Origin of the sequence: Kosakonia sacchari SP1, assembly GCF_000300455.3 — a bacterium.
GTDB classification, from domain to species: domain Bacteria; phylum Pseudomonadota; class Gammaproteobacteria; order Enterobacterales; family Enterobacteriaceae; genus Kosakonia; species Kosakonia sacchari.
In genome coordinates, this window is sequence record NZ_CP007215.2 from 4,415,525 (window position 1) to 4,435,678 (window position 20,154).

The following is a 20,154-nucleotide window of genomic DNA, read 5'->3' on the forward strand; positions in this document are numbered from 1 at the left end:
AATCAATGGCAACCCTGAACAAAGCACTGACACGACCCGCCGCCATTATGGGGATCCCCCTAGTACCGTTCGTTATCGTAAGTGGGGTCATCGTCCTGCTGTCGGTCTATATCAGCTATTACCTGGCATTACTGTTGATTCCGGCCTGGATAGAAATGAAATCAAAAGCCAGAACAGATATTCATTATTTTGCTCTGCTGTGGCTGGCCTTTAAGACTCGTGGCCGCGCCATCACCAATAAACATTTCGGCGCAAACGCCATTCTGGCAAACCATTATGACGCCGTTAATGTTTCGGAGTTTATCAACAAGATGAAATTAAACGAGCGCATCACGCTGGATAAATACATTCCGTACTCCTCACACATCCATCCTAACGTGATAAGAAATCGCCATGGCGATTTGGTCGCAACCTGGGAACTGGGCGGCACCGTTTTTGAGTGCGAGGATGAACATCACCTGACGTTGATGGTGACGCATCTCAATAACGTTATTCGTTCATATGAAGGGTTGCCAGTCACATTCTATATCCACCGCATCCGGGAGAAATATCAGGATGCATTTGCTGCCAACTCCGGCATTCCCTTTGCTGACGAGGTCGCGAGGCGCTATTACCAGCCGCTAAAGGAGAAGCCGCTCTGGCGACACCGGCTGTTTTTCACCGTCTGCTATGCGCCGTTCTCTGCACTGGAGAAAAAAGCCTTGCAAGCACAATCTCCCGGGGAGAGGAAAACATCACTGGATGATGCTCTAAAGGTGATGCTGGAATACCATGAAGCACTGAATACGGCGTTGTCGCGCTATATGGCTACACCGCTGGGCGCTTATGAGGGCGAGAGTCGTGTTTACTCCTCACAACTGGCTTTCTACCATCGCTTGATAACCGGCAAATGGCAGAATGTGGCAGTCACTCACGCGCCGTTTTACACAACTCTCGGCACGGCGGATCTCTTTTTTACTACCGACACGGCTGAATGCCAGACCGTTGAAGGCTCCCGATTCTTCCGCAGCCTGGAAATTAAAGATTACTCGCCGGAAACCTATACCGGGCTGCTGGATGCATTGCTCTATGCTGAAAGCGAATACGTGCTGACGCAGTCATTCACCTGCATGGCGAGGGATGAGGCGCAAAATCATATCCGGCTGGCGGAAAAGCGGCTAAGTTCAACGGCTGATGACGCCATTTCGCAACGTGAAGAGCTGATTGTATTGCGCGACTTGCTTCAGTCCGGGCATGTATCTTGCGGCAAATACCATTTTTCGCTGCTGGTATCATCGACAAGCGCCGGGCAGGTGGTAAAAGAGACCAACGCACTTGCACAACCTTTTAGCGATCTCGGGATCATGACGACCCTGTCAACATTATCCCTGCCCGCCGCTTATCTGGCCCAGCTTCCCGGCGTGTATACGCTGCGCCCCCGGTTAGTGGCGATAAGCAGTCAGAACTATGCAGATATGGCAGGCTTGCATAATTTCCACTCGCATAAACGCAGTGGTAATCCCTGGGGTGAAGCCATTGCCATCATGAAATCATCTGGCGGTGGCGCTTATTATCTGAACTTGCATGACAGCCAGTCCGGACGAGATGAATTCAACGAGAAGACACCAGGTAATACGGCGATCATTGGTAAAACAGGTTCCGGGAAGACTCTGCTGATGACGATGATGAAGCAACTTATGCAGAAGTACCGTAATCCAGAGACGTTCTCTGACTCGGCCATAATTAAGCGCCTGACCACTGTCTACTTTGATAAAGACCGGGCCGCAGAGATGTCGATTCGCCAGATGGGCGGGCGTTATTTCCGCATCCGTACTGGCACACCTACCGGATTTAACCCGTTTTCACTGGCTCCAACCCGGCGCAATATCAACTTTATCAAGCGGCTGATCCGCATGCTGTGCAGCCGCAACGGTAAGCCGCTTGATCCTCGCGACGAAGAGCGTATCAGCACCGCTGTTGACACCATTATGCTGGACTATCCGTCAGAATATCGGCGCTATGGCATTACCCGGTTGCTGGAGGTTTTGCCGGAACCGCCGACGAAAGAAGCGCGGGCAAACGGGTTGCGTATCCGCCTCAAGCAATGGGCACGGGGAGGTGAATTCGGCTGGGTTTTCGATAACGAAGAGGACACGTTTAACATCAACGATATTGATAATTTCGGCATTGATGGCACGGAGTTCCTTGATGATGACGACATACGCGGCCCCATCACTTTTTATTTGTTGTACCGCGTGACCAGCTTGCTGGATGGTCGCCGCCTGGTGATGTTCATGGATGAATTCTGGAAATGGCTGGCTGATATTGAGTTTTCTAAATTCTCTCTCAATATGCTCAAGGTGATCCGCAAACTTAACGGCATCTTCATTCCAGCCACACAGTCACCAGATGAAATCGTCAGGCACCCCATCGCCCCGGCGATTATAGAGCAGTGCAGCACGCAAATTTTCCTCGCTAACCCCAAAGCCAGCTATGCCGATTACGTCGAGAAAATGAAAGTGCCGGAGAGTGTTTATGAACTTGTCAGAAAACTGGACCCGGGCGAGCGTTATATGCTCATTCTCAAAACACCGTTACGCGCGGGTGAAACTCGCCCGTTTGTCGCAATGGCGAAAATGGACTTATCAGGTCTCGGCAACATCACCAAACTTCTGAGCGGCAATGAAGATAACCTGAAAATCTTTGACACTATCTATCACGATGGCATGCAACCTGCTGAATGGAAAGACACATTCCTGCAACAAGCAATCTGATACTCCCCCTGAGGTAATAACCATGCAGACCAGAACGATTTTTCTGGCGTTGTCGCTATTTTTTTCCACCCAGGCGATGAGCGCCGGGATCCCGGTATTTGATGCGGTTGGAAATGCCGAATCTATTAAGCAGTGGATTGAGGAACTCCAGCAGTGGAAGGAAACGGTCACTCACTATAAAAGCCAGCTCGACGCTTATAAAAAACAATTAGCCACGGCGACGGGCGTGCGGGATGTGCAAAATTTTCTACAAGACGCCAAAAGCCTGAAAAATGATATTGATGATCTTCGAAAGAATGGAATTTCGCTGGATGACCTACTGACCAACACAAGTGGCTCTTATTCTTCTGAGCTTCAACATTTATATAATAAATATAAAAACTTTGACATCTGTAATCAGGGAAATTCCTCGCAGCGTTATCTGGAAAGTTGCAAGCAAATCGTACTCAACCAAGCTATTTCGATTGAGAATACCAATGACGTGCAGGACAAAATTAATAGTACACTGAATGACATCGAGGGTTTAGCTGATCGCATAGCTAACGCGAAAGACGCCAAAGAATCACAGGATCTGGCTAATACTGTTGCAGCCAAAAGCGTGCAATTGAATGTCCTTACAAGCCAGTGGGAAATGTCGGTCAAACAAGCAGAACAACGTTCAGCCCTGCTAACCCAGCAGCGGCAAAAAGCATTCAATGAACAACAGCTCACAGCACCTGTTTCTGACTTTAATGGTTGAGAGGGAAATCATGAGACCATCACTTTATATTTTACCGATTATATCAGGCTTATTTTTTCTGGCGGCATGTGACAGCCCAAAATCAACACAATGGTATAAATCCCATCAGGATGAATTGAGCACTAAATATAAGGAGTGTGAATTATCCGGTGAGGATTCGCAGGATTGCAAAAATGCGCGAGAAGCACGATTTGAACTCAGCCAGGCAAGCGCACCGGTTCCCGATTTGAATTAAAGAGGTACTCTATGTCAGGTGGTATGTTTGTTGGCATGAACAACACTATCACTGACGGTTTACATGCCGTACTACGCGGGCAAGCCTCTGTGTACGGCAATATGATAAGCGTCATCGCCGTCAGTTCCTTCACTCTATTCATCACTTATCGTGGCTATCAAACCCTGGCCGGGAAACTGCAAACGCCTGTTGAAGATGTTATGTGGGATGTCGGTCGGATGCTGTTAATTATGACGTTTGTTTTAAACCTTAATGGTTGGCTGGATTTAGCTATATCAGCAATCAACGGGTTAAAAGATGGTGTCAGCGGTGCTGATAATGTCTGGACTTTGCTGGATACAGTCTGGGCGAAGGCACAAACAATTGGGCAAAAACTCTATCAACAGGATGACTCTACTTATGTCAAACTCAATGGCGGTTTTGCACAACTCCTTGTCTGGGTAGGTGCAATAGTCACGCTACTATTCGGTTCTGCGGTAAATCTGTTAGCGGAAATCATCATTGTATTAATGACCACAACCGCGCCGTTATTTATTTTCTGCTTGTTATATGGCTTCCTGCTTTCAATGTTTAATAACTGGCTGAAAGTTATTTTTACGGTGATCCTGACAATAATGTTTTCGGCATTATCCATAAGGATCGCCATTAATTATCTCAATGGCATATTAGATAAAGCGGTTAATTTTGCTGACAGCGCCAACATCATTACGCTGGGTGTTCAGTGCTGTGTTGCGGGCGTCATTTCAGGCGTTATCATCTGGTTCTCAGCAAAAATTGCCAGCGAACTGGGAGCGGCTTCCGTTCAAATGGCATTGCAGGGCGCTACAGTGAGTGGTCTGAAGACACTGGTGAAAAAGACAACCGGTATACCAGGTATTCGAAGCGACACAACAAGGGCTGCGGCAACAGAAAGCACCCGATCCATGAATGCACATCCCCACACAGCAACATCGGCATGGCAAAAACGCACCGCATCCATCGAAAGCATGAAGCGCTTTAACCAACAGCGCCACCGCTAACCTCTTTCCGACTCATCTTTATCACCTGATGCCGTGCCCTCCCGGTACAGCTTCCCACATCTCAGAAATAAAGGCTTTCCATGAAATTCAGCATTGTTTTCCTCATGCTGTGCATCCTTTCAGGTTGCGCACAGTTTCAACACGACCTCCCGGCGGTTTCCGGTGATCTTCAACCCATCAATTCTCCCGCCATTATTCAGGAGCTGACAAAACATGACTGAAACGGAAAAACTCATCGCCTCATCCCGGACTTTTGAATCTGTCTTGCTGGATAAAGATAAACGGGAAAAAAAGGCGGCATGGTTGATGGCAACGGTCGGCTTTATGCTGGCCGCGATAGCGATTACCGCGCTGATTATTCTGCTACCGCTAAAAACGACCGATATTGAGCTGTGGTCAGTGGATAAACAGACCGGTCGCTATGAGTATATGACGCGCGTCAAAGAGCAGGATATTTCTGCGCAGAATGCACTGGCTCACGCCTTCGCGGCGCATTACGTCAGTCTGCGTGAGAATTACAACTATTTTGCTCTCCAGCGGGATTATAACGATGTCCAGTTATACAGCAGCGAGGGGGTTAATAAGGATTATCTCGACTGGTTCAACAGTGACCAGGCACCCGATGTCATTTTTAATAAAGCGGAATATGTCGTGCAAATTGACATTATTTCCAACGTCCACGCAAGCGCAACCACTCCCGATAACCTGGCAACATTACGTATTAAACGCACCATCCGCCGCATTGCGGATAATTCTGTCAAAACCGACTTCTGGAATATCCGCCTGACCTACCGCTATCTACCACGCAAACAACTGACAGAAAGCCAGCGTGAAGTGAATCCGCTTGGCTTTGTCGTGACCAGCTACCAGCGTGATAAAGAACTGAGGAGTGAATAATGCTGAAAAAAATACTTATCCTCTGCCTTTTTGCAACGTCATCCATAACCTGGGGTGCAGCCATACCGCGCGGCAGCACGTATGACAGCCGGATGCAGACTATCGATTACAACAACCAGAACACCACCATCGTTAATGCCAGGCCCGGGTACGTCACCACGCTGTTGTTTGCTGAGGATGAAGCGGTTATTGACGCCCTGGCGGGTTTCCAGAAGGGTTGGACCGTCATCAAAAATGGCAACCGTATTGGTATCAGCCCAAACCCTGTTAACCAGCCAGTCACTGATAAACGCGGTAATAACGTCAATAGAATATTCTTGCCTACAGCGAAAGACTGGAAGACAAACTTGTTTGTTATGACGTCTAAGCGTGATTACAGCCTGGAATTGAATGTGCTGGATAATGATTCCCCATCGCAGGCATTCATTATCCGTTATCGCTACCCAGATGATGAACGCCAGCGTTCAGCAGAAGCCAGAGCGGCCAACCTGAAATTGCAGCGCGAAGCACAGGAAAAACAACGGACAGCGGCGGCATTCAAACGCGCCAGTACGCCACGCAACTGGCGCTACAACAAACGGGTCGCTGGGGGATCTGACTCTATCGCACCAGACTTTGCTTATGACGATGGCCGCTTTATTTATCTCGGTTTCTCGCCCGGCAAAATCCTTCCCTCTGTCTTTCCGGTTGTTAACGGCCAGGAACACACAATAACTCCCCGCATTACCAGACAGAGTAACTACATCGTAATGGTGGTACGTGCATCATCGCCCCTGCTGGTGTTGCGCTATGGCAACGCCGTTGTCGGCATTGAGAACGCGGCATTCGGGAAAGCCATAATCACCAGTGGCGACACCATTTCCCCAGCCGTCACGCTGGAGGCCAAATGACAGACAAGTCTATTCCGGAAAAAACCATGGCGGAACTGGAGGGCGAAGCGCGTGAACGCGCCCGCTCTACAATGGCGGCGCAGGACCCGACACCCGGTATTGTGCCAGGTCAGCCAGAAGTGACGCGCTTTCGAAAAGCATCCGGGCACCGGACACTCATCGTCAGTCTGCTAAGTCTGGGTGTATTGATCGCCCTGGCATTTGCCGGTGATCGTCTGCTTGGGATAGTAAAGCAAGGCGATAGTGAGGAAATGGAAACCGCCCCGCGCTCTGGCGGTACAGCACAGCAGGAGCGCAAAAATCTTGGCATGGACAACAATCCGTTCGGCCTGTTTGGTGAGGAAAAGCCGGACGTTGCCGCTGAGAATCTCCAGCCTCAAAGTACCCCGGAACCCGTTTTAAATAAGGCGGCAGCGCTCGCCGACAATTCAGAGAATGTTTCCGATGCAGGGCATGAGGCTTCACAAAGCGAGCGGCCTGGCAACACCCCGCCTGGTGAACCACCAGACAGTGATGCAACCACTGAAGAAAATCCCGGTGTGGCGAAAATTACCGGTGTCAGGCGGCTTGGCCTTGATCCTGATCTCTATCTTCCGGTTGATCATTATATTCCGTGCTCAATGATGCAGCGGTTTGTTTCTGACGTTGGCGGGCGCATTTCCTGCCTCGTCAGTGAGGATGTTTACAGCGCCAGCGGCCATGTGAAATTGCTTCCGGCGGGTACGGTCGCCAGAGGTCTCTACCGTACCGGGGCGTTACAGCATGGCCGTAGCCGGATGTTTGTTGTCTGGACGGAATTGCGCACACCGGAACCCAATAGCCTGCAAATCCCGCTGGTTGATACAGAGGCGAGCGGTTCACTCGGTGAGGCTGGTGTTGCGGGCTGGATCGATACTCATTTCTGGGAGCGCTTCGGTAACGCGTTAATGTTAAGTACCGTCCAGGACGTCGCCGCAGCGGTGGCGGATACAGCACCTGGTAAAGATCGCGATACCGATTACACCGAGAATACCCGCGCGGCGACGGCAGAAATGGCAAAGACCACGTTGGAAAACAGCATAGATATCCCGCCCACCATGTATCTGAATCAGGGAGATGTGATTGGCATTCTTACGGGTACGGATATCGATTTTTCCTCTGTCTGGAAATTGCGGCTACAAAAGAGGTGGTATGAGCGCTGAAAACCTGTCGCTGGATTTCATGAAGAACCAGCTATTCGGTGAGTTTCTCTTGCTAGATGGCCTGACGGAAATCGCGATCAATCGACCTGGAGAAGTCCACATAAAAATTAAGGGGCGATGGCAGATGCATGATTCCCCGGTGACACTACACCAGTGCTATGCCTTTGCGAAAGCGCTGGCCTCGTGGAGTGATGACAACATTGATGACACTTCCCCAATTCTTTCGGCAACATTAGAGTCAGGTGAACGCGTACAGGTAATTATCCCTCCGGCGTGTGAGCGCAATACCGTCTCTATCACACTGAGAAACCCGTTATTCGAGCAGAAAACCCACCATTCATACATCGATGCTGGTTTTTACGACCGGGTAACGGGCAAAGAACGGGGCGGCAGCAAAGACGAAGAACTCAGTCGATATTATCGCAGAGGAGACATTCCCGCTTTTATTGAAAAGGCCGTTGAATATGGCAAAACAATCTTTATCGTTGGTGAAACCGGCTCCGGAAAAACCACCTATATGAAAACACTGCTGCATTATATTCCGCAGCATCTCAGGCTGACGACTATCGAAGATAACCCCGAAATTCGTTTTTATCATCACACCAATTATGTGCATCTTTTTTATCCAGCAGATGCCGGGTCCGATGCCATTGTGACGCCTGGCAGGCTTATTCGCGCAAATTACCGGATGAACCCGGATCGTATTCTACTGGCGGAAATTCGCGGGCGGGAAGCCTGGGACGCGTTGAAGATCATTGGCTCCGGTCATGAAGGACTCATCACTTCAATGCATGCGGGCAGCCCGATGGAATGTATCGAAGGGATCATTGATCGTTGTTATGAACACCCGGACTGTAAAAATATCCCGTTTGATGTGCTGTTACGTAAGGTGCTCAAGAATGTGGACATTATCATCAGCGTGGATATTCACGGTGATATTCGCCGGGTCGGTGATATTTATTTCAAAGCGCTGCACTTGGGGAAAATGGAGGAGGCATTTAAATAAGCGCTCAAGTGATAAGACTCTATTTCAAAAAATGGTGATTGATATGAAGAAGATAGTGTCATCCACATTCCTGGCGTGCGTTATATCGTTATTTTCATCATCGGCGATGGCAGCAGATGCCTGTGAGGTGGTTTTATGTATGTATGGTAAAGTAACCGGAAGTAGTGGAGAAAGTGAATGTCATTCGGCTGAACAATCCTTCTTCAAGATTATAAAAAAGAACAAATATGGTTTCCTTCCCAATCATACCGCAGATGCTCGTGAAGCTTTTTTGCTTGAATGCAAATCAGCCGACCCGGTAATTATCAGTCAGATAATCAGCCAATTTGGCCGTATACGCGGCTGATAATAAAAAAGTTGATCATGAATATGGCAATACACTAGGGTTTTCAGGCTTTTAATTTATGCGCCCGCAGAAATTAAAGGTGGTGTGAGGCGAGTAAATTCAATTTCGCAGAAATTGCTAATTTGCGTCGCCGAACCCATCTGCAAACATTCGCGCCCACGCGAATTTTGCAGACCGGGGGGAGCCGAATAAATTTTGCCGCCCCGGCGAGCAAAAAGACGCGCCCACGCGTCGGTTTATTTGGGGGGCGTAAGCCCCGCACACCGTCGCGGCTAAGTCTCCGGCCAGAAGCCGGTAGCGTGGCGTGACCACCACCTTTAAAGGTCAGCTTCCCTTTTATTCACGTCGGGAGGAACGAGCTCGAGAAGAAAAAGGCGAAAGCGACCGTCTTAAAGGTGGTGGTCGCGCGTAGCGCGCGACGGTGTGCCGCCGTTGAACCTGGGGATTTTGGCGTGGCGTTCAACCTCGACATTATCCCCTTGCGGTATGTAATAAGGGCGTCCAGCCCGCATGAAATGCCGCATGCCGTTCGGGCCGGGAAGTATACCTCCCGGCACATGGCCTCAACGCGGCCACCTCTGTTTGCCTCATGCTTTCGCCCCACGTTATCGCCCCATAACGTGGGGCGATAACGTGGGGCGATAGCGTGGGGCGAATCGTCAACGAAGGAGGCGAAATGATATTAAATAAGCTGGCCGTTTCACTATCGCCGATAGTAAATGGCGCGCTGATCTTTATTGCGTTTATGCAACAGCATCAACTGTTGCTCGCGTTATTATCTGGCCTGACCATGCCGTTTTTCGCATCAATGAAAAGCGACGAACGTCAGAAAGCTCCAGTCTGGAAAAAGCTGATAATCGCTTTTTCTATGTTGTGTTTTCTGTTTGGCACAATGGCCCCTCCGCTAATCTATTTTTTTCAATGGCTTTATAAAGCCCGGATAGTTACTCGTACTCCCGTTCAGGCATGGTCAGTGCTGATTGCCTTTACCGTAGCAGGTTTCATTTTCCATATTATTTTGCGCCGGGTATTAGTTCCCGAACTGGACAAAATAAAGAAACGATTAGTCAAAAAGACCAGTCTTGAACGGGAATTACGTACCGATGTGCGCACGGTAAAAACCTTACTACCGGAAACGATTCATTATGATCCACTGGATTATATCGATCTGAATAAAGGTATTTTTATCGGCATGGACAGGGAAAAACAACCGATGTATCTCCCACTAAAAGACTGGCAAAAACAACACGCTGATATTATTGGTACTACGGGTGCCGGTAAAGGTGTCGCTACCGGCATATTACTTTATCAAAGTATTCTCGCTGGCGAAGGTGTATTTATTCTGGACCCGAAAGATGATGAGTGGGCACCGCATATTTACCGTAAAGCTTGCGAGGATGCAGGGAAACCTTTTGCTTTAATTGACCTGCGAAAACAGCAATACCAGCTAAACCTGATTGAGGATATTACACCGGATGAGCTGGAGGAACTTTTTGTTGCCGGGTTCAGCCTGGCAGAAAAAGGCCAGGAGTCCGACTTTTACCGCATTGACGACAGAAAGGCAGCTCGCATAGCAGCACAATTCGTCAGCTACTCCCCCTCTTCGACTGTTCGCAATATTTATAACGGCGATTATGTCCAGGGGATTGCAGAGAGTATTAAGGCTTTCTTCGGCAAGATTGAAGAGCTGGCATTATTAAATTCCATCAACGCACCAAAGGGATTTTCCCTTAAACAGATCTTTGATGAAGGTGGTTGCTGTTACGTCATTGGCTCGATGCGCAACAGCAAAATTATTACTGCTCAACGAATGTTGCTGGTTCGACTTTATCAGTTAGCCGAACGGCGCGACCGGGTGAATGATATCCCCCGCCCCATCGCTATTTTTCTTGATGAACTGAAATACCATCTGTCAAAGCCCGCACTGGAGGGGTTAGGCGCTGCACGGGATAAAGGCGTACATATCATCATGGCGCATCAATCCGTTGCTGATTTAGAGGACTGCCCGGCAGATTTGAAGGGGGATGCCGTTATCGGGGCTGTTGTTGAAAACGCTAAATTCAAACTGGTTTATCGCGTTATGGATCCCGATACCGCCGAATGGGTAGCAAGAATGTCCGGCACCATATTAGTCGATGATGAAGCCCGCAAAGCGAAAACCAATGCCGTGCTGACCGAAACTATCGACAATGAACGCACAATCAGGCAGGCGGAACGATTCTTTATCGACAGCAATATGATCCTCAATCTGCCCGATTTCGTCAGCTTTATCTTCACAGCGAAAACACTTCCCTCAGCTTCTCTGATTTCCCCCATCAAGGTCAAAAAACGGGAACTGGAGATTTACACCATTGCTTCTGACATCACCGCTTCTGCCACTCCGGTGAAAGTGGCGCTGGATTTTAGCGACGAAGAAGATAGCTCTTTGCCTGGCTTCCGGGAGGAGTAATGCTCATCACAAAACGCAGCGAACGCAAATCTCGTAATAACGAAAAGATAAGAAAGCTGCTGAACTTCCTGAAAGAAGAGACCTACAGCGACTTTAAAACTCTGATGCTGTTCTTCGGTTTCGCAGATCACAAGTCGCTATACACACTGCTGTCGAAAACCGAGAGGATGGGTTTAATACAAAAGCATATCCTGACATCACGGGCGCTGAAAATTTCATTATGGGGCATCACAAATGACGGGCTGGCTGTTGTTTTAACCCCGGATGATGACATTTTCCCGATGAGATTCGAACCTTCCAGGATTACCGGTTGGACACTGGCACATCATCTTGATAATCAGATAGCCCGGATCACCCTTGAGAAAAAAGGTGCTTACGGCTGGGTTAATGGTGATCGTCCTGCCTTCCTGCAACGCTATCAGGCCAAACACCGCCCGGATGGGGTAATCACGCTGCCAGACGGGAAAGTCGTCGCTATTGAAACCGAGCGAAACCTAAAAACACGGGCACGCTACCAGTCAATCATCGCCAGCCACTTACTGGCCCGGACCAGTAAGCACTGGATCTACGTTTTTTATATCGTGCCGGACGACCAGAAAAAACGCGCTCTGGAACTGATTTTTGCCAGTATTAAATATGTCATTGTTAATGGTCTGCATATCCCGCTGGAGGAACGGCATCGTAATGTGTTTCGGATCTACACACTCGCTGAATTACAACGATTGGGACTGGGGTAATATGCATAAGTTGAGCTATTACCTGGCTGTCGGCTAAGAGCTGTGAGTTCAACGGGTCGATGCAACGCTATCCTTAATCGAAGGGGGACGTTGCCATGAAACGAAGAACGCGCATTTACTACACGCCAGAACAGAAAGCGATTATCTGGGACAGATATAAGCAAGGTGATTCCCTGCATGATATCGCCAGAATGTTCGACAGATATCATTCTTCTATCATGCCCACTATCCACCAGACTGGTGGATACCGTCCCCCTGTCCGAAAGCGGCACCCGTTAGCGCTTTCGCTTGATGAAAGAGAGGAGATATCCAGAGGGCTGGTAGCAAAACGCAGCATCAGGGACATCGCTGCCAAATTATCAAGAGCTCCCTCAACGATTAGCCGCGAGATCAAGAGGCACGGAGGTGCAAAACAATATCGTGCAGCAAAAGCGGATGCTACTGCATGGGAAAGTGTCCTGAGACCAAAACCCTGCAAGCTAATCGAAAGCCCCACTTTGTGTAAAATCATCGCAGAGAAGATGCATCAGGACTGGTCGCCGGAACAAATCGCCGGTTGGCTAAAACGCTGTTATCCCGATAATCAGGAAATGCATGTGTCACACGAAACAATTTATAAAACGCTTTTTATACAAACCCGGGGTGCATTAAAAAAAGAACTGCAGCAATGCCTCAGAAGCGGAAGAGTCGTGCGTCGATCCAGAACATCATCGCTTAAAGGGAAAGGTTTAGGGTCAATCCCGGATACAATCTCTATCAGCGAAAGGCCACCTGAAGCCGCTGACAGAGCCATACCAGGACACTGGGAAGGTTGGACTGACCCCACAACAGTAGACATTTCCTGTCCTCACGACGAGGCCTGTTCAAAGGCCTCCGGACTGACGCCGCCGAGATGGCTGTGGCGCCGGGCCCGGTTGTAGAACACTTCAATGTAATCGAAGATATCGGCCCGGGCCAGATCCCGGGTTTTATAGATGCGCTTTCTGATCCGTTCTTTTTTCAGCGAACTGAAGAACGACTCCGCTACCGCATTATCCCAGCAGTTGCCACGCCGGCTCATGCTCGGGGCCAGGTTATTGGCCCGGCAGAAGCGCTGCCAGTCGTCGCTGCCGTACTGGCTGCCCTGATCGCTGTGTACGATAACCTCGCCGTCCGGTTTTCGTCGCCACACGGCCATCATGAGCGCATCCAGCGCCAGTTCGCGTGAGAGAGTGGGTTTCATCGACCAGCCCACCACGTTACGGGCGAAGAGATCGATAACCACCGCCAGATATAACCAGCCCTGCCAGGTGCGGATATAGGTAATGTCGGTTACCCAGACCTGATTGGCCCGGACAACGGTAAACTGCCGCTGCACACGATTAGGCGCAACCACTGAAGGTCTGCCGGCGATACGACGCGGAGCTTTATAGCCGCGCACGGCTTTAATCCGGTTCAGTTGCATAATACGGCCCACCCGATTTTTACCGCAGATTTCCCCGATTTCGTTCAGGTCGCCATGAACCCGGCGGTAACCGTATACGCCTCCGCTCAGTGAATAGGAGTCACGGATAAGCGTCAGCAGACGCTGGTTATCTTTATCCCGCGCGGAGACCGGGTTATGCAGCCACGCATAAAACCCGGCCCGGGCAACGCACAACACCCGACACATCGTCATGACACCCCATACAGTGCGGTGCTCATTGATAAAGCGGTACTTCAGTCGGGCTCCCTTGCAAAGTACCGCGCGGCCTTTTTCAGTATGTCCCGTTCTTCCTCAGTGCGCTTCAGTTGGGCCCTGAGCTTCAGGATCTCGCTTTTCGCTTCCAGTAAATCACGGGCATGCTGCTCGCTGTTATCGGGTTTAATAGCCCGTAACCACTTATAGAGACTGTGTGCTGAAACGCCCAGCCGGTCAGAAACTTCGGCGACGGAATAACCGCGTTCCGTTATCTGACGGACGGCTTCTTCCTTAAATTCAGGTGTAAATCGTGGTGTGCCCATACGCTCCTCCTATGCTCAAACTATAGGGCAGGATCGTCTACCGGGGCGGGGTCAGTCCAAACTATAGGGCAGGATCGTCTACCGGGGCGGGGTCAGTCCAAACTATAGGGCAGGATCGTCTACCGGGGCGGGGTCAGTCCACCTTGGCCATTTCAGGATGGCCGCTACTCCGACTGTTTGGTAGACTGATGACGATTTAAAACGACTTTGATCCTTCTGTAGCGTCAATGCTATGAATTCTGAACCCTGGGTCACTGCAATCGATGTTGCTCGGCATCTAGGCGTGGTGAAAGACACCCTGTATCGCTGGCGCGAGCGCAAAGGTTTACCTGTGCACAAGATTGGGCGGTTGTGGAAATTCCAGCTCTCCGAGGTTGACGAGTGGGTGCGCGCTGGCGGTGCCGATGAAGATACTGAAGACACTAAAGACAGGAGTAAACAAAAATGAATTCAGCAGGGGAAGCTATCGCGTGAGCCTAGAAGGACAGCTCCTAGACCAGAAGTCATTGCGGGCAGTGACTGGCAAGAAAACAGACTGGAATGAAATCGCCAAGGATTGCATTACTTTTGCCAATGCAACCGGCGGTCGCCTGCTTTTTGGTATTGTGGATGGTCAAAGCACACCACGGGCCGACCAACACATCCCGTCAGACCTGCTAGATACAGTGCGACGCAAATTGGCCGATCGTACCGTTAATGTATCCGTATTGCCTGATGTCGTGACCGCCCCGAATGGCGGCCACGACATCGAATTACGCATTTCGCGCGCCCTTGCTGTCGCGCCCACCACCGATGGTTGGTACTTCCTACGCGTGGCATACCAAAACAAGCCCGTCACTGGCGATGACGTTATGCAGCTGGCCAGTGAGCGTGCCGCACTTCCTTGGGAAACGCAGACCACTTTGCAGATCCCGCGCAGTGACGTGAATGTCATCATCGGCGATAGCCGAGCGATTGTATCTGGGCGATACGCCTATGCAGGCCAAATAAATCAAAGTCTTATATCGACCACCGTCTGTAATGGACGGTCGATAGCGGCAAAACAGAATCCATCGAACTCCAGGACGCATCCATGAGTGCCAATTTCCAACAACTTGCCAACTTCATTTGGTCTGTCGCCGATCTGCTGCGCGGACCCTACCGCCCACCGCAATACGAGCGCGTGATGCTGCCACTCACAGTATTGCGCCGCTTTGATGCCGTTCTGGCTTCCAGCAAGGAAGCCGTGCTCAAGCGTCACGCCGTGTTGAGCAGCAAGGGCATTGCCAACATAGACGCCATCCTCAATAACTTGGCCAAAGATGAAGACGGCACGCTGCTGGGATTCCACAACCACAGCCAGCTCGACTTCTACAAGCTCAAGGGCGATCCGGACAACATCGGTCGGCACCTGGCCGACTACATCGCGGGCTTTTCTGAAAATATCCGCAAGATTTTCGAACGCTTCGAATTTGACAAGGAAATCGAGAAGCTTGAAGAGTCCAACCGCCTGTACCAGGTAGTCTCCCAGTTCGCCGAAATCGACCTGCACCCGCGTAAGGTCGACAACATCACCATGGGTTTGGTGTTTGAGGACCTGATCAGGCGCTTTAACGAAGCTGCCAACGAGACGGCCGGTGATCACTTCACCCCGCGTGAAGTTATTCAGCTAATGGTTAACCTGCTGCTGGAACCCGACACCAGCGTGCTCACTCAGGCAGGCGTCATTGTCACCATCTGCGACCCCGCTTGCGGCACCGGCGGCATGCTGGCCGAGGCGCAGAATTGGATCCGCGCCCACAACGATCAAGCCACGGTCAAGGTTTTTGGGCAGGACTATAACCCACGCTCTTACGCAGTGGCCGCCTCCGACCTCTTGATCAAGGGCCACAAGGATGGCCAGGTAGTGCTGGGTAACACCCTCACCGATGACCCGTTTCCCGATCATCGCTTCGACTACCTGCTGGCCAACCCGCCCTTCGGCGTGGACTGGAAAGCCGAGAAGAAGATCATCGACCTATGGCCCAATTTCCGTGGCTACAGTGGCAAGCTGCCACGCATAAACGACGGCGCCCTGTTGTTCCTGCTCTACATGATGAGCAAGTTTCAGGACTACAAGGCCGGTGACCGCGATAAGCCAGGCTCGCGCATGGCCGTCGTGTTCAACGGCTCGCCCCTGTTTACCGGCGCCGCCGGCAGTGGCGAAAGCGACATCCGCCGCTGGATCATCGAGCGCGATCAGCTCGAAGCGATCATCGCTTTGCCCGAGCAGATGTTCTACAACACCGGCATCGGCACCTTTATCTGGGTGGTCACCAACCGCAAAGCAGAGCACCGCAAGGGCAAGATCCAGCTCATCGACGCCCGCGAGCGCTACACGCCGATGAAGCGCAGCCTGGGCGATAAGCGCCGTTACCTCGACCAGGTCGCGCTAGATACCGTCACCCGCGAACACGGCGCCATGGAGAACAGCAAGACCAGCCGCGTGTTCGACAACACCGACTTCGGCTACCGCCGCATCACCGTGCTTCGCCCGTTGCGACTGCGCTTCCAGATCACCGACGAAGCACGAGAGCGCTTCCTCAACACTTGCCCCGAATTGTACGACGCCCTGCAAGCAGTGCAGGACACACTCGGCAGCGAACCGCTATTGGACTGGAACGACACTTGGGAAACCGTGCAGCAGGTTTTCAAAGACCAGCCCAACGACGTCGAAGGCTGGGCCAAGGGCGCTAAGGGTTCGGCGCAAAAGAAAATCTTCCGCGACTGCTTCACCGTGGTGGATCCCGAAGCCGCGCCAGTGATTGCCAAGCGCCACAAAAAGAGCGACGTTACCATCTGTTCGGAGTTGTTCCCGCACCAGTCGCTGCCGACGATGACTTCTGGCGAGCTATATGCGCTGCTCGGGCTGCACACCGAGGACAAAGCCTTGGTGGAATACGAACCCGACCCGACTCTCAAGGATACCGAGAACATCCCGCTGAAGGAGGACATCGTCAACTACGTGCTGCGCGAGGTGCGGCCCTATGTGCTCGATGCCTGGATCGACCGCGAAACGCTGGATGAGCAGGATGGCGGCATTGGCAAGGTCGGTTACGAAATCAATTTCAACCGCGTGTTCTTTAAGTATCAGCCGCCGCGGCCGTTGGAGGTGATCGATGCGGAACTGGCAGGCGTGGAGCAGCGGATTCTGGATTTGTTGCACGAGGTGACAAAGTGAGTACTGCCCATGCACTGCCTCAGGGCTGGACGACCATCCCGCTTCGTTATGTGTGTGAGTTGAATCCATCGATTGCCTTCGATGGATTTGATCAGGATGACGATCTCACCTTCCTGCCCATGGACAGAGTGAAGCGCGGGTACTTCATTCCGAATACAGACAAGTTCTCGAAACTCGCTTCGTCCTATACCGCCTTCGAGGACGGCGACATCGTGCTGGCAAAAGTCACGCCATGCTTCGAGAACGGCAATATTGCAATTGCCGACGCCCTGGTAGGCGGCAAAGGATTTGGTAGTTCGGAACTGTTCGTGATTCGCCCGACTGCGGCTGAGCGTAGGTTCCTTTTCTACTACTTCCAGTCTTCGATTTTCAAACAGGACGGCGAGGCATCAATGACAGGTGCAGGTGGCCTCAAGCGAGTGTCGCCCGACGTTCTGCGCCAGCATCACCTGCCTTGCCCGAGCCAAGATATTCAGCGCCTCATCGCCGACTACCTTGACCGCGAAACCGCCCGAATCGATGGGTTGATCGCCGAGAAGGAACGCATACTGGCGCTGCTGGAAGAAAAGCAGGCAGCCCTTATCAGTCGCGTCGTCACCCGCGGCCTCGATTCCAATGTCGTATTCAAGCCTTCCGGTTTGGAGTGGCTAGACGAGATTCCTGCGCACTGGGATACCTGCCAGTTGAAGCGCACTTGGGCTTCATCGGACTATGGGCTGTCGGATAGCATCAGGGACGAAGGAGATATTACAGTTCTTCGTATGAGCTGCATTGTCGATGGTCGGGTTGATGTTTCAAAGTCCGGCATGATTACCGAGGTCGACAGCCACTTGCTGCTCCGGCGAAACGATCTGCTCTTTAACCGAACGAACAGTCTTGATCAGATCGCGAAGGTCGGGCTTGTGGATTTCGACCCGGACGAGCCCTTGACCTTCGCTTCCTATCTTGTTCGTATTCGTACGAATCATCGTGCGACGCCACAATACCTGGTCGCGCTGCTGAATTCGTCATTGTTTCTGGAGTTTGCTCGAAAGAACGCAATTCCGGCGATCGGCCAAGCCAATCTGAGCCCAACGCGATACGGGGAGATTCACATCCCTCTGCCGCCAATGGCCGAGCAAAAGAAGATCGTCACTTTCCTCGAACGAGACGCCGAGATATCGACCCCTGTTCGCGAACACATACGAAGCTCCATCAATCTGTTGAAGGAGCGTCGCGCCGCGCTGATTACCGCCGCCGTCACCGGACAGATTCCGCTTGAGGATATGGCTTCATGAAATTGAAAAGTTTAGGACTGACCAGCTTCCGAGGGTTTGATCGGCTGGATATCAATTTTGACGAGCGGCTGACCGTGATTGCCGGTATCAACGGCGTAGGCAAATCAACCATCCTGCAGGCTATAGCCATAACGTATTCCCATTCCTTGCCAGAATTTACGGTTTCGCGAGAGAAAGCACTACCGATACTTGATGCCGACATACAGCAAGGCAAGTACACCTGCATCATTGAAATGGAAAGCAGTGGCTTGGGTGCAGCGCAGTTGATCACCTTCCTATCCAAGGAAAGCCTTGATAAGGGTGAAAAGCTGGCGCTTGGGCATAAGCAAGCCAAGATGAAGAAGGATTTGGCTCGTCTGGAAAAGGGGACGCCTGATTACAAAAACTTAAAAAATGAGATCACTTGGATAGATAAGCGACTGGAAGGAAATTTTGAGAAGCGTCTGAACTGGCTTTTTACCGACACTCATGAAACAGAGGCAAGGCTGAAGCGCTACCTAAAAAGCAGCCCGACACAACCACTTGTTGTCTACTACTCAACACACCGCTTGCTTTCAAGGCTTCCGACAAAACTTCAAGGCACATTGCCTTTCAAGCAGGGGGCGGCATTCTCAAAATCGTTGACGCAACTTGAGATATCGCTGAACGAATTTGCCAAGTGGCAACGTGCTATATTCTCGACCCGCGTGCTTCGCAAAGAAACTGTGCAGTATGGGGAACGGATTATGAAGCTGCTTCAGGAAGCTATTTCCAGCCTAATGCCCCAGATCAAAGAATTTTGGTTTCATGAAGAAAACCCACCTCGTTACTCTGTTATGAAAGACGCGACGATAGCTGAGCAGATCAACGACAAAAAAGTGGGAAAGCAGTTATTTTTGGAGCAATTATCCGACGGCGAGCGGGGATTGATTGCTTTGGTTTTTGACCTAACCCGCCGTCTTGCTGTCGCCAATCCTAATCTCAAAAACCCAATAGCCGAGGGTGAGGCGCTGGTGCTGATCGACGAGATCGAGCTGCACCTGCATCCGAAGTGGCAACGCGAGGTGCTGCAACGTCTGCGCGACACCTTCAAGGCTTGCCAGTTTGTTGTGACCACTCATTCGCCACTAGTGTTGGGCGAGGTGCCAGCAAGATGCGTACGTTTCCTCGAAATTGTGGATGGCAAAGTGAGTGTTACCATTCCCACTGAGGCCTATGGCATGGATGCCAACCGCATCCTTCAGGAGTTCATGGGTGCGCCGGTGCGAAACCGGCAGGTGGAGGGTGAGCTAAAGAGCCTCTTCGAACTGATCGACCAGGAGCGTTTCGACGAAGCTCGCTCCAGCATTGCGGCTCTTGAACACCAGCTCGGCGAGGATGAACCCGAGTTAACCCGGGCCAGTTCGCTGATCCGCTTTCTGGAGGGCGACGAGTAGATGCGGACCATACAGAAGGGGCAGGAGC

17 protein-coding genes and 1 pseudogene are annotated in these 20,154 nt (G+C 51.2%); 17 read left to right on the plus strand and 1 reads right to left on the minus strand.

The window, feature by feature from the left end; translation table 11 throughout:
* Positions 1-5: 5 nt before the first annotated feature.
* The 12 genes and pseudogenes from C813_RS43925 to C813_RS46635 form a co-directional block, all read left to right on the plus strand.
* Positions 6-2,753: a VirB4 family type IV secretion/conjugal transfer ATPase gene (locus C813_RS43925; protein ID WP_017459217.1), complete on the plus strand. Its 2,748-nt coding sequence runs from the start codon at positions 6-8 to the stop codon at positions 2,751-2,753.
* A gap of 22 nt (positions 2,754-2,775) precedes the next feature.
* The gene (locus C813_RS43930) at positions 2,776-3,492 is read left to right on the plus strand and encodes a type IV secretion system protein (protein ID WP_017459218.1); all 717 of its coding nucleotides are present in this window, start codon (positions 2,776-2,778) and stop codon (positions 3,490-3,492) included.
* A gap of 10 nt (positions 3,493-3,502) precedes the next feature.
* The gene (locus tag C813_RS46625) at positions 3,503-3,727 is read left to right on the plus strand and encodes an EexN family lipoprotein (protein ID WP_071957299.1); all 225 of its coding nucleotides are present in this window, start codon (positions 3,503-3,505) and stop codon (positions 3,725-3,727) included.
* Positions 3,728-3,738: 11 nt separating this feature from the next.
* Entirely contained in the window at positions 3,739-4,746 is a 1,008-nt protein-coding gene (locus tag C813_RS43935; RefSeq protein WP_017459219.1) for a type IV secretion system protein, read from the plus strand.
* 213 nt (positions 4,747-4,959) lie between these two features.
* On the plus strand, positions 4,960-5,643 hold the full coding sequence (locus C813_RS43940) for a virB8 family protein (protein ID WP_017459221.1): 684 nt from the start codon (positions 4,960-4,962) through the stop codon (positions 5,641-5,643).
* On the plus strand, positions 5,643-6,533 hold the full coding sequence (gene virB9, locus C813_RS43945; RefSeq protein WP_017459222.1) for a P-type conjugative transfer protein VirB9: 891 nt from the start codon (positions 5,643-5,645) through the stop codon (positions 6,531-6,533). The genes C813_RS43940 and virB9 overlap by 1 nt, the downstream gene beginning before the upstream one ends.
* Positions 6,530-7,714, plus strand: a complete 1,185-nt coding sequence (gene virB10 / locus C813_RS43950) for a VirB10/TraB/TrbI family type IV secretion system protein (RefSeq protein WP_017459223.1) — start codon at positions 6,530-6,532, stop codon at positions 7,712-7,714. Before virB9 ends, virB10 begins: the two co-directional genes overlap by 4 nt.
* Positions 7,704-8,720 (plus strand): P-type DNA transfer ATPase VirB11, encoded by a 1,017-nt coding sequence (virB11, locus tag C813_RS43955; RefSeq protein WP_017459224.1) that lies wholly within the window; start codon positions 7,704-7,706, stop codon positions 8,718-8,720. Before virB10 ends, virB11 begins: the two co-directional genes overlap by 11 nt.
* Positions 8,721-8,763: 43 nt before the next feature.
* Complete coding sequence (locus tag C813_RS46630) at positions 8,764-9,066, plus strand: TrbM/KikA/MpfK family conjugal transfer protein (protein WP_071957287.1); 303 nt, start codon at positions 8,764-8,766, stop codon at positions 9,064-9,066.
* A 676-nt stretch (positions 9,067-9,742) separates the two neighbouring features.
* On the plus strand, positions 9,743-11,515 hold the full coding sequence (locus C813_RS43960) for a type IV secretory system conjugative DNA transfer family protein (RefSeq protein WP_017459225.1): 1,773 nt from the start codon (positions 9,743-9,745) through the stop codon (positions 11,513-11,515).
* The gene (mobC, locus tag C813_RS43965; RefSeq protein WP_017459226.1) at positions 11,515-12,252 is read left to right on the plus strand and encodes a MobC family replication-relaxation protein; all 738 of its coding nucleotides are present in this window, start codon (positions 11,515-11,517) and stop codon (positions 12,250-12,252) included. The genes C813_RS43960 and mobC overlap by 1 nt, the downstream gene beginning before the upstream one ends.
* A gap of 95 nt (positions 12,253-12,347) precedes the next feature.
* A pseudogene (locus C813_RS46635) lies at positions 12,348-13,064 on the plus strand (IS30 family transposase); the annotation flags it as partial.
* Between the two features lie 35 nt (positions 13,065-13,099).
* On the opposite strand, the gene C813_RS43970 reads toward C813_RS46635, so the two are convergent.
* A protein-coding gene (locus tag C813_RS43970; RefSeq protein ID WP_202969604.1) for an IS3 family transposase occupies positions 13,100-14,235 on the minus strand; the annotation gives its coding sequence in 2 pieces (ribosomal slippage) (positions 13,100-13,989 and positions 13,989-14,235; 1,137 coding nt in all).
* A gap of 232 nt (positions 14,236-14,467) precedes the next feature.
* On the opposite strand from C813_RS43970, the gene C813_RS46640 reads away from it, so the two are divergent.
* The 5 genes from C813_RS46640 to C813_RS43995 are packed head-to-tail and all read left to right on the plus strand — an operon-like array spanning position 14,468 to position 20,126.
* Positions 14,468-14,683 carry a helix-turn-helix domain-containing protein gene (locus C813_RS46640; protein WP_071957288.1) on the plus strand — a complete coding sequence of 72 codons (216 nt, stop codon included), beginning with the start codon at positions 14,468-14,470 and terminating at the stop codon, positions 14,681-14,683.
* Positions 14,640-15,311 (plus strand): AlbA family DNA-binding domain-containing protein, encoded by a 672-nt coding sequence (locus C813_RS43980; RefSeq protein ID WP_017460113.1) that lies wholly within the window; start codon positions 14,640-14,642, stop codon positions 15,309-15,311. The genes C813_RS46640 and C813_RS43980 overlap by 44 nt, the downstream gene beginning before the upstream one ends.
* A complete protein-coding gene (locus C813_RS43985) occupies positions 15,308-17,434 on the plus strand; it encodes a type I restriction-modification system subunit M (RefSeq protein ID WP_017460112.1) in 2,127 nt (708 codons plus the stop codon). Before C813_RS43980 ends, C813_RS43985 begins: the two co-directional genes overlap by 4 nt.
* Positions 17,431-18,711, plus strand: a complete 1,281-nt coding sequence (locus C813_RS43990; protein WP_017460111.1) for a restriction endonuclease subunit S — start codon at positions 17,431-17,433, stop codon at positions 18,709-18,711. Before C813_RS43985 ends, C813_RS43990 begins: the two co-directional genes overlap by 4 nt.
* The gene (locus tag C813_RS43995; protein ID WP_017460110.1) at positions 18,708-20,126 is read left to right on the plus strand and encodes an AAA family ATPase; all 1,419 of its coding nucleotides are present in this window, start codon (positions 18,708-18,710) and stop codon (positions 20,124-20,126) included. The genes C813_RS43990 and C813_RS43995 overlap by 4 nt, the downstream gene beginning before the upstream one ends.
* The last annotated feature ends 28 nt before the right edge of the window (positions 20,127-20,154 follow it).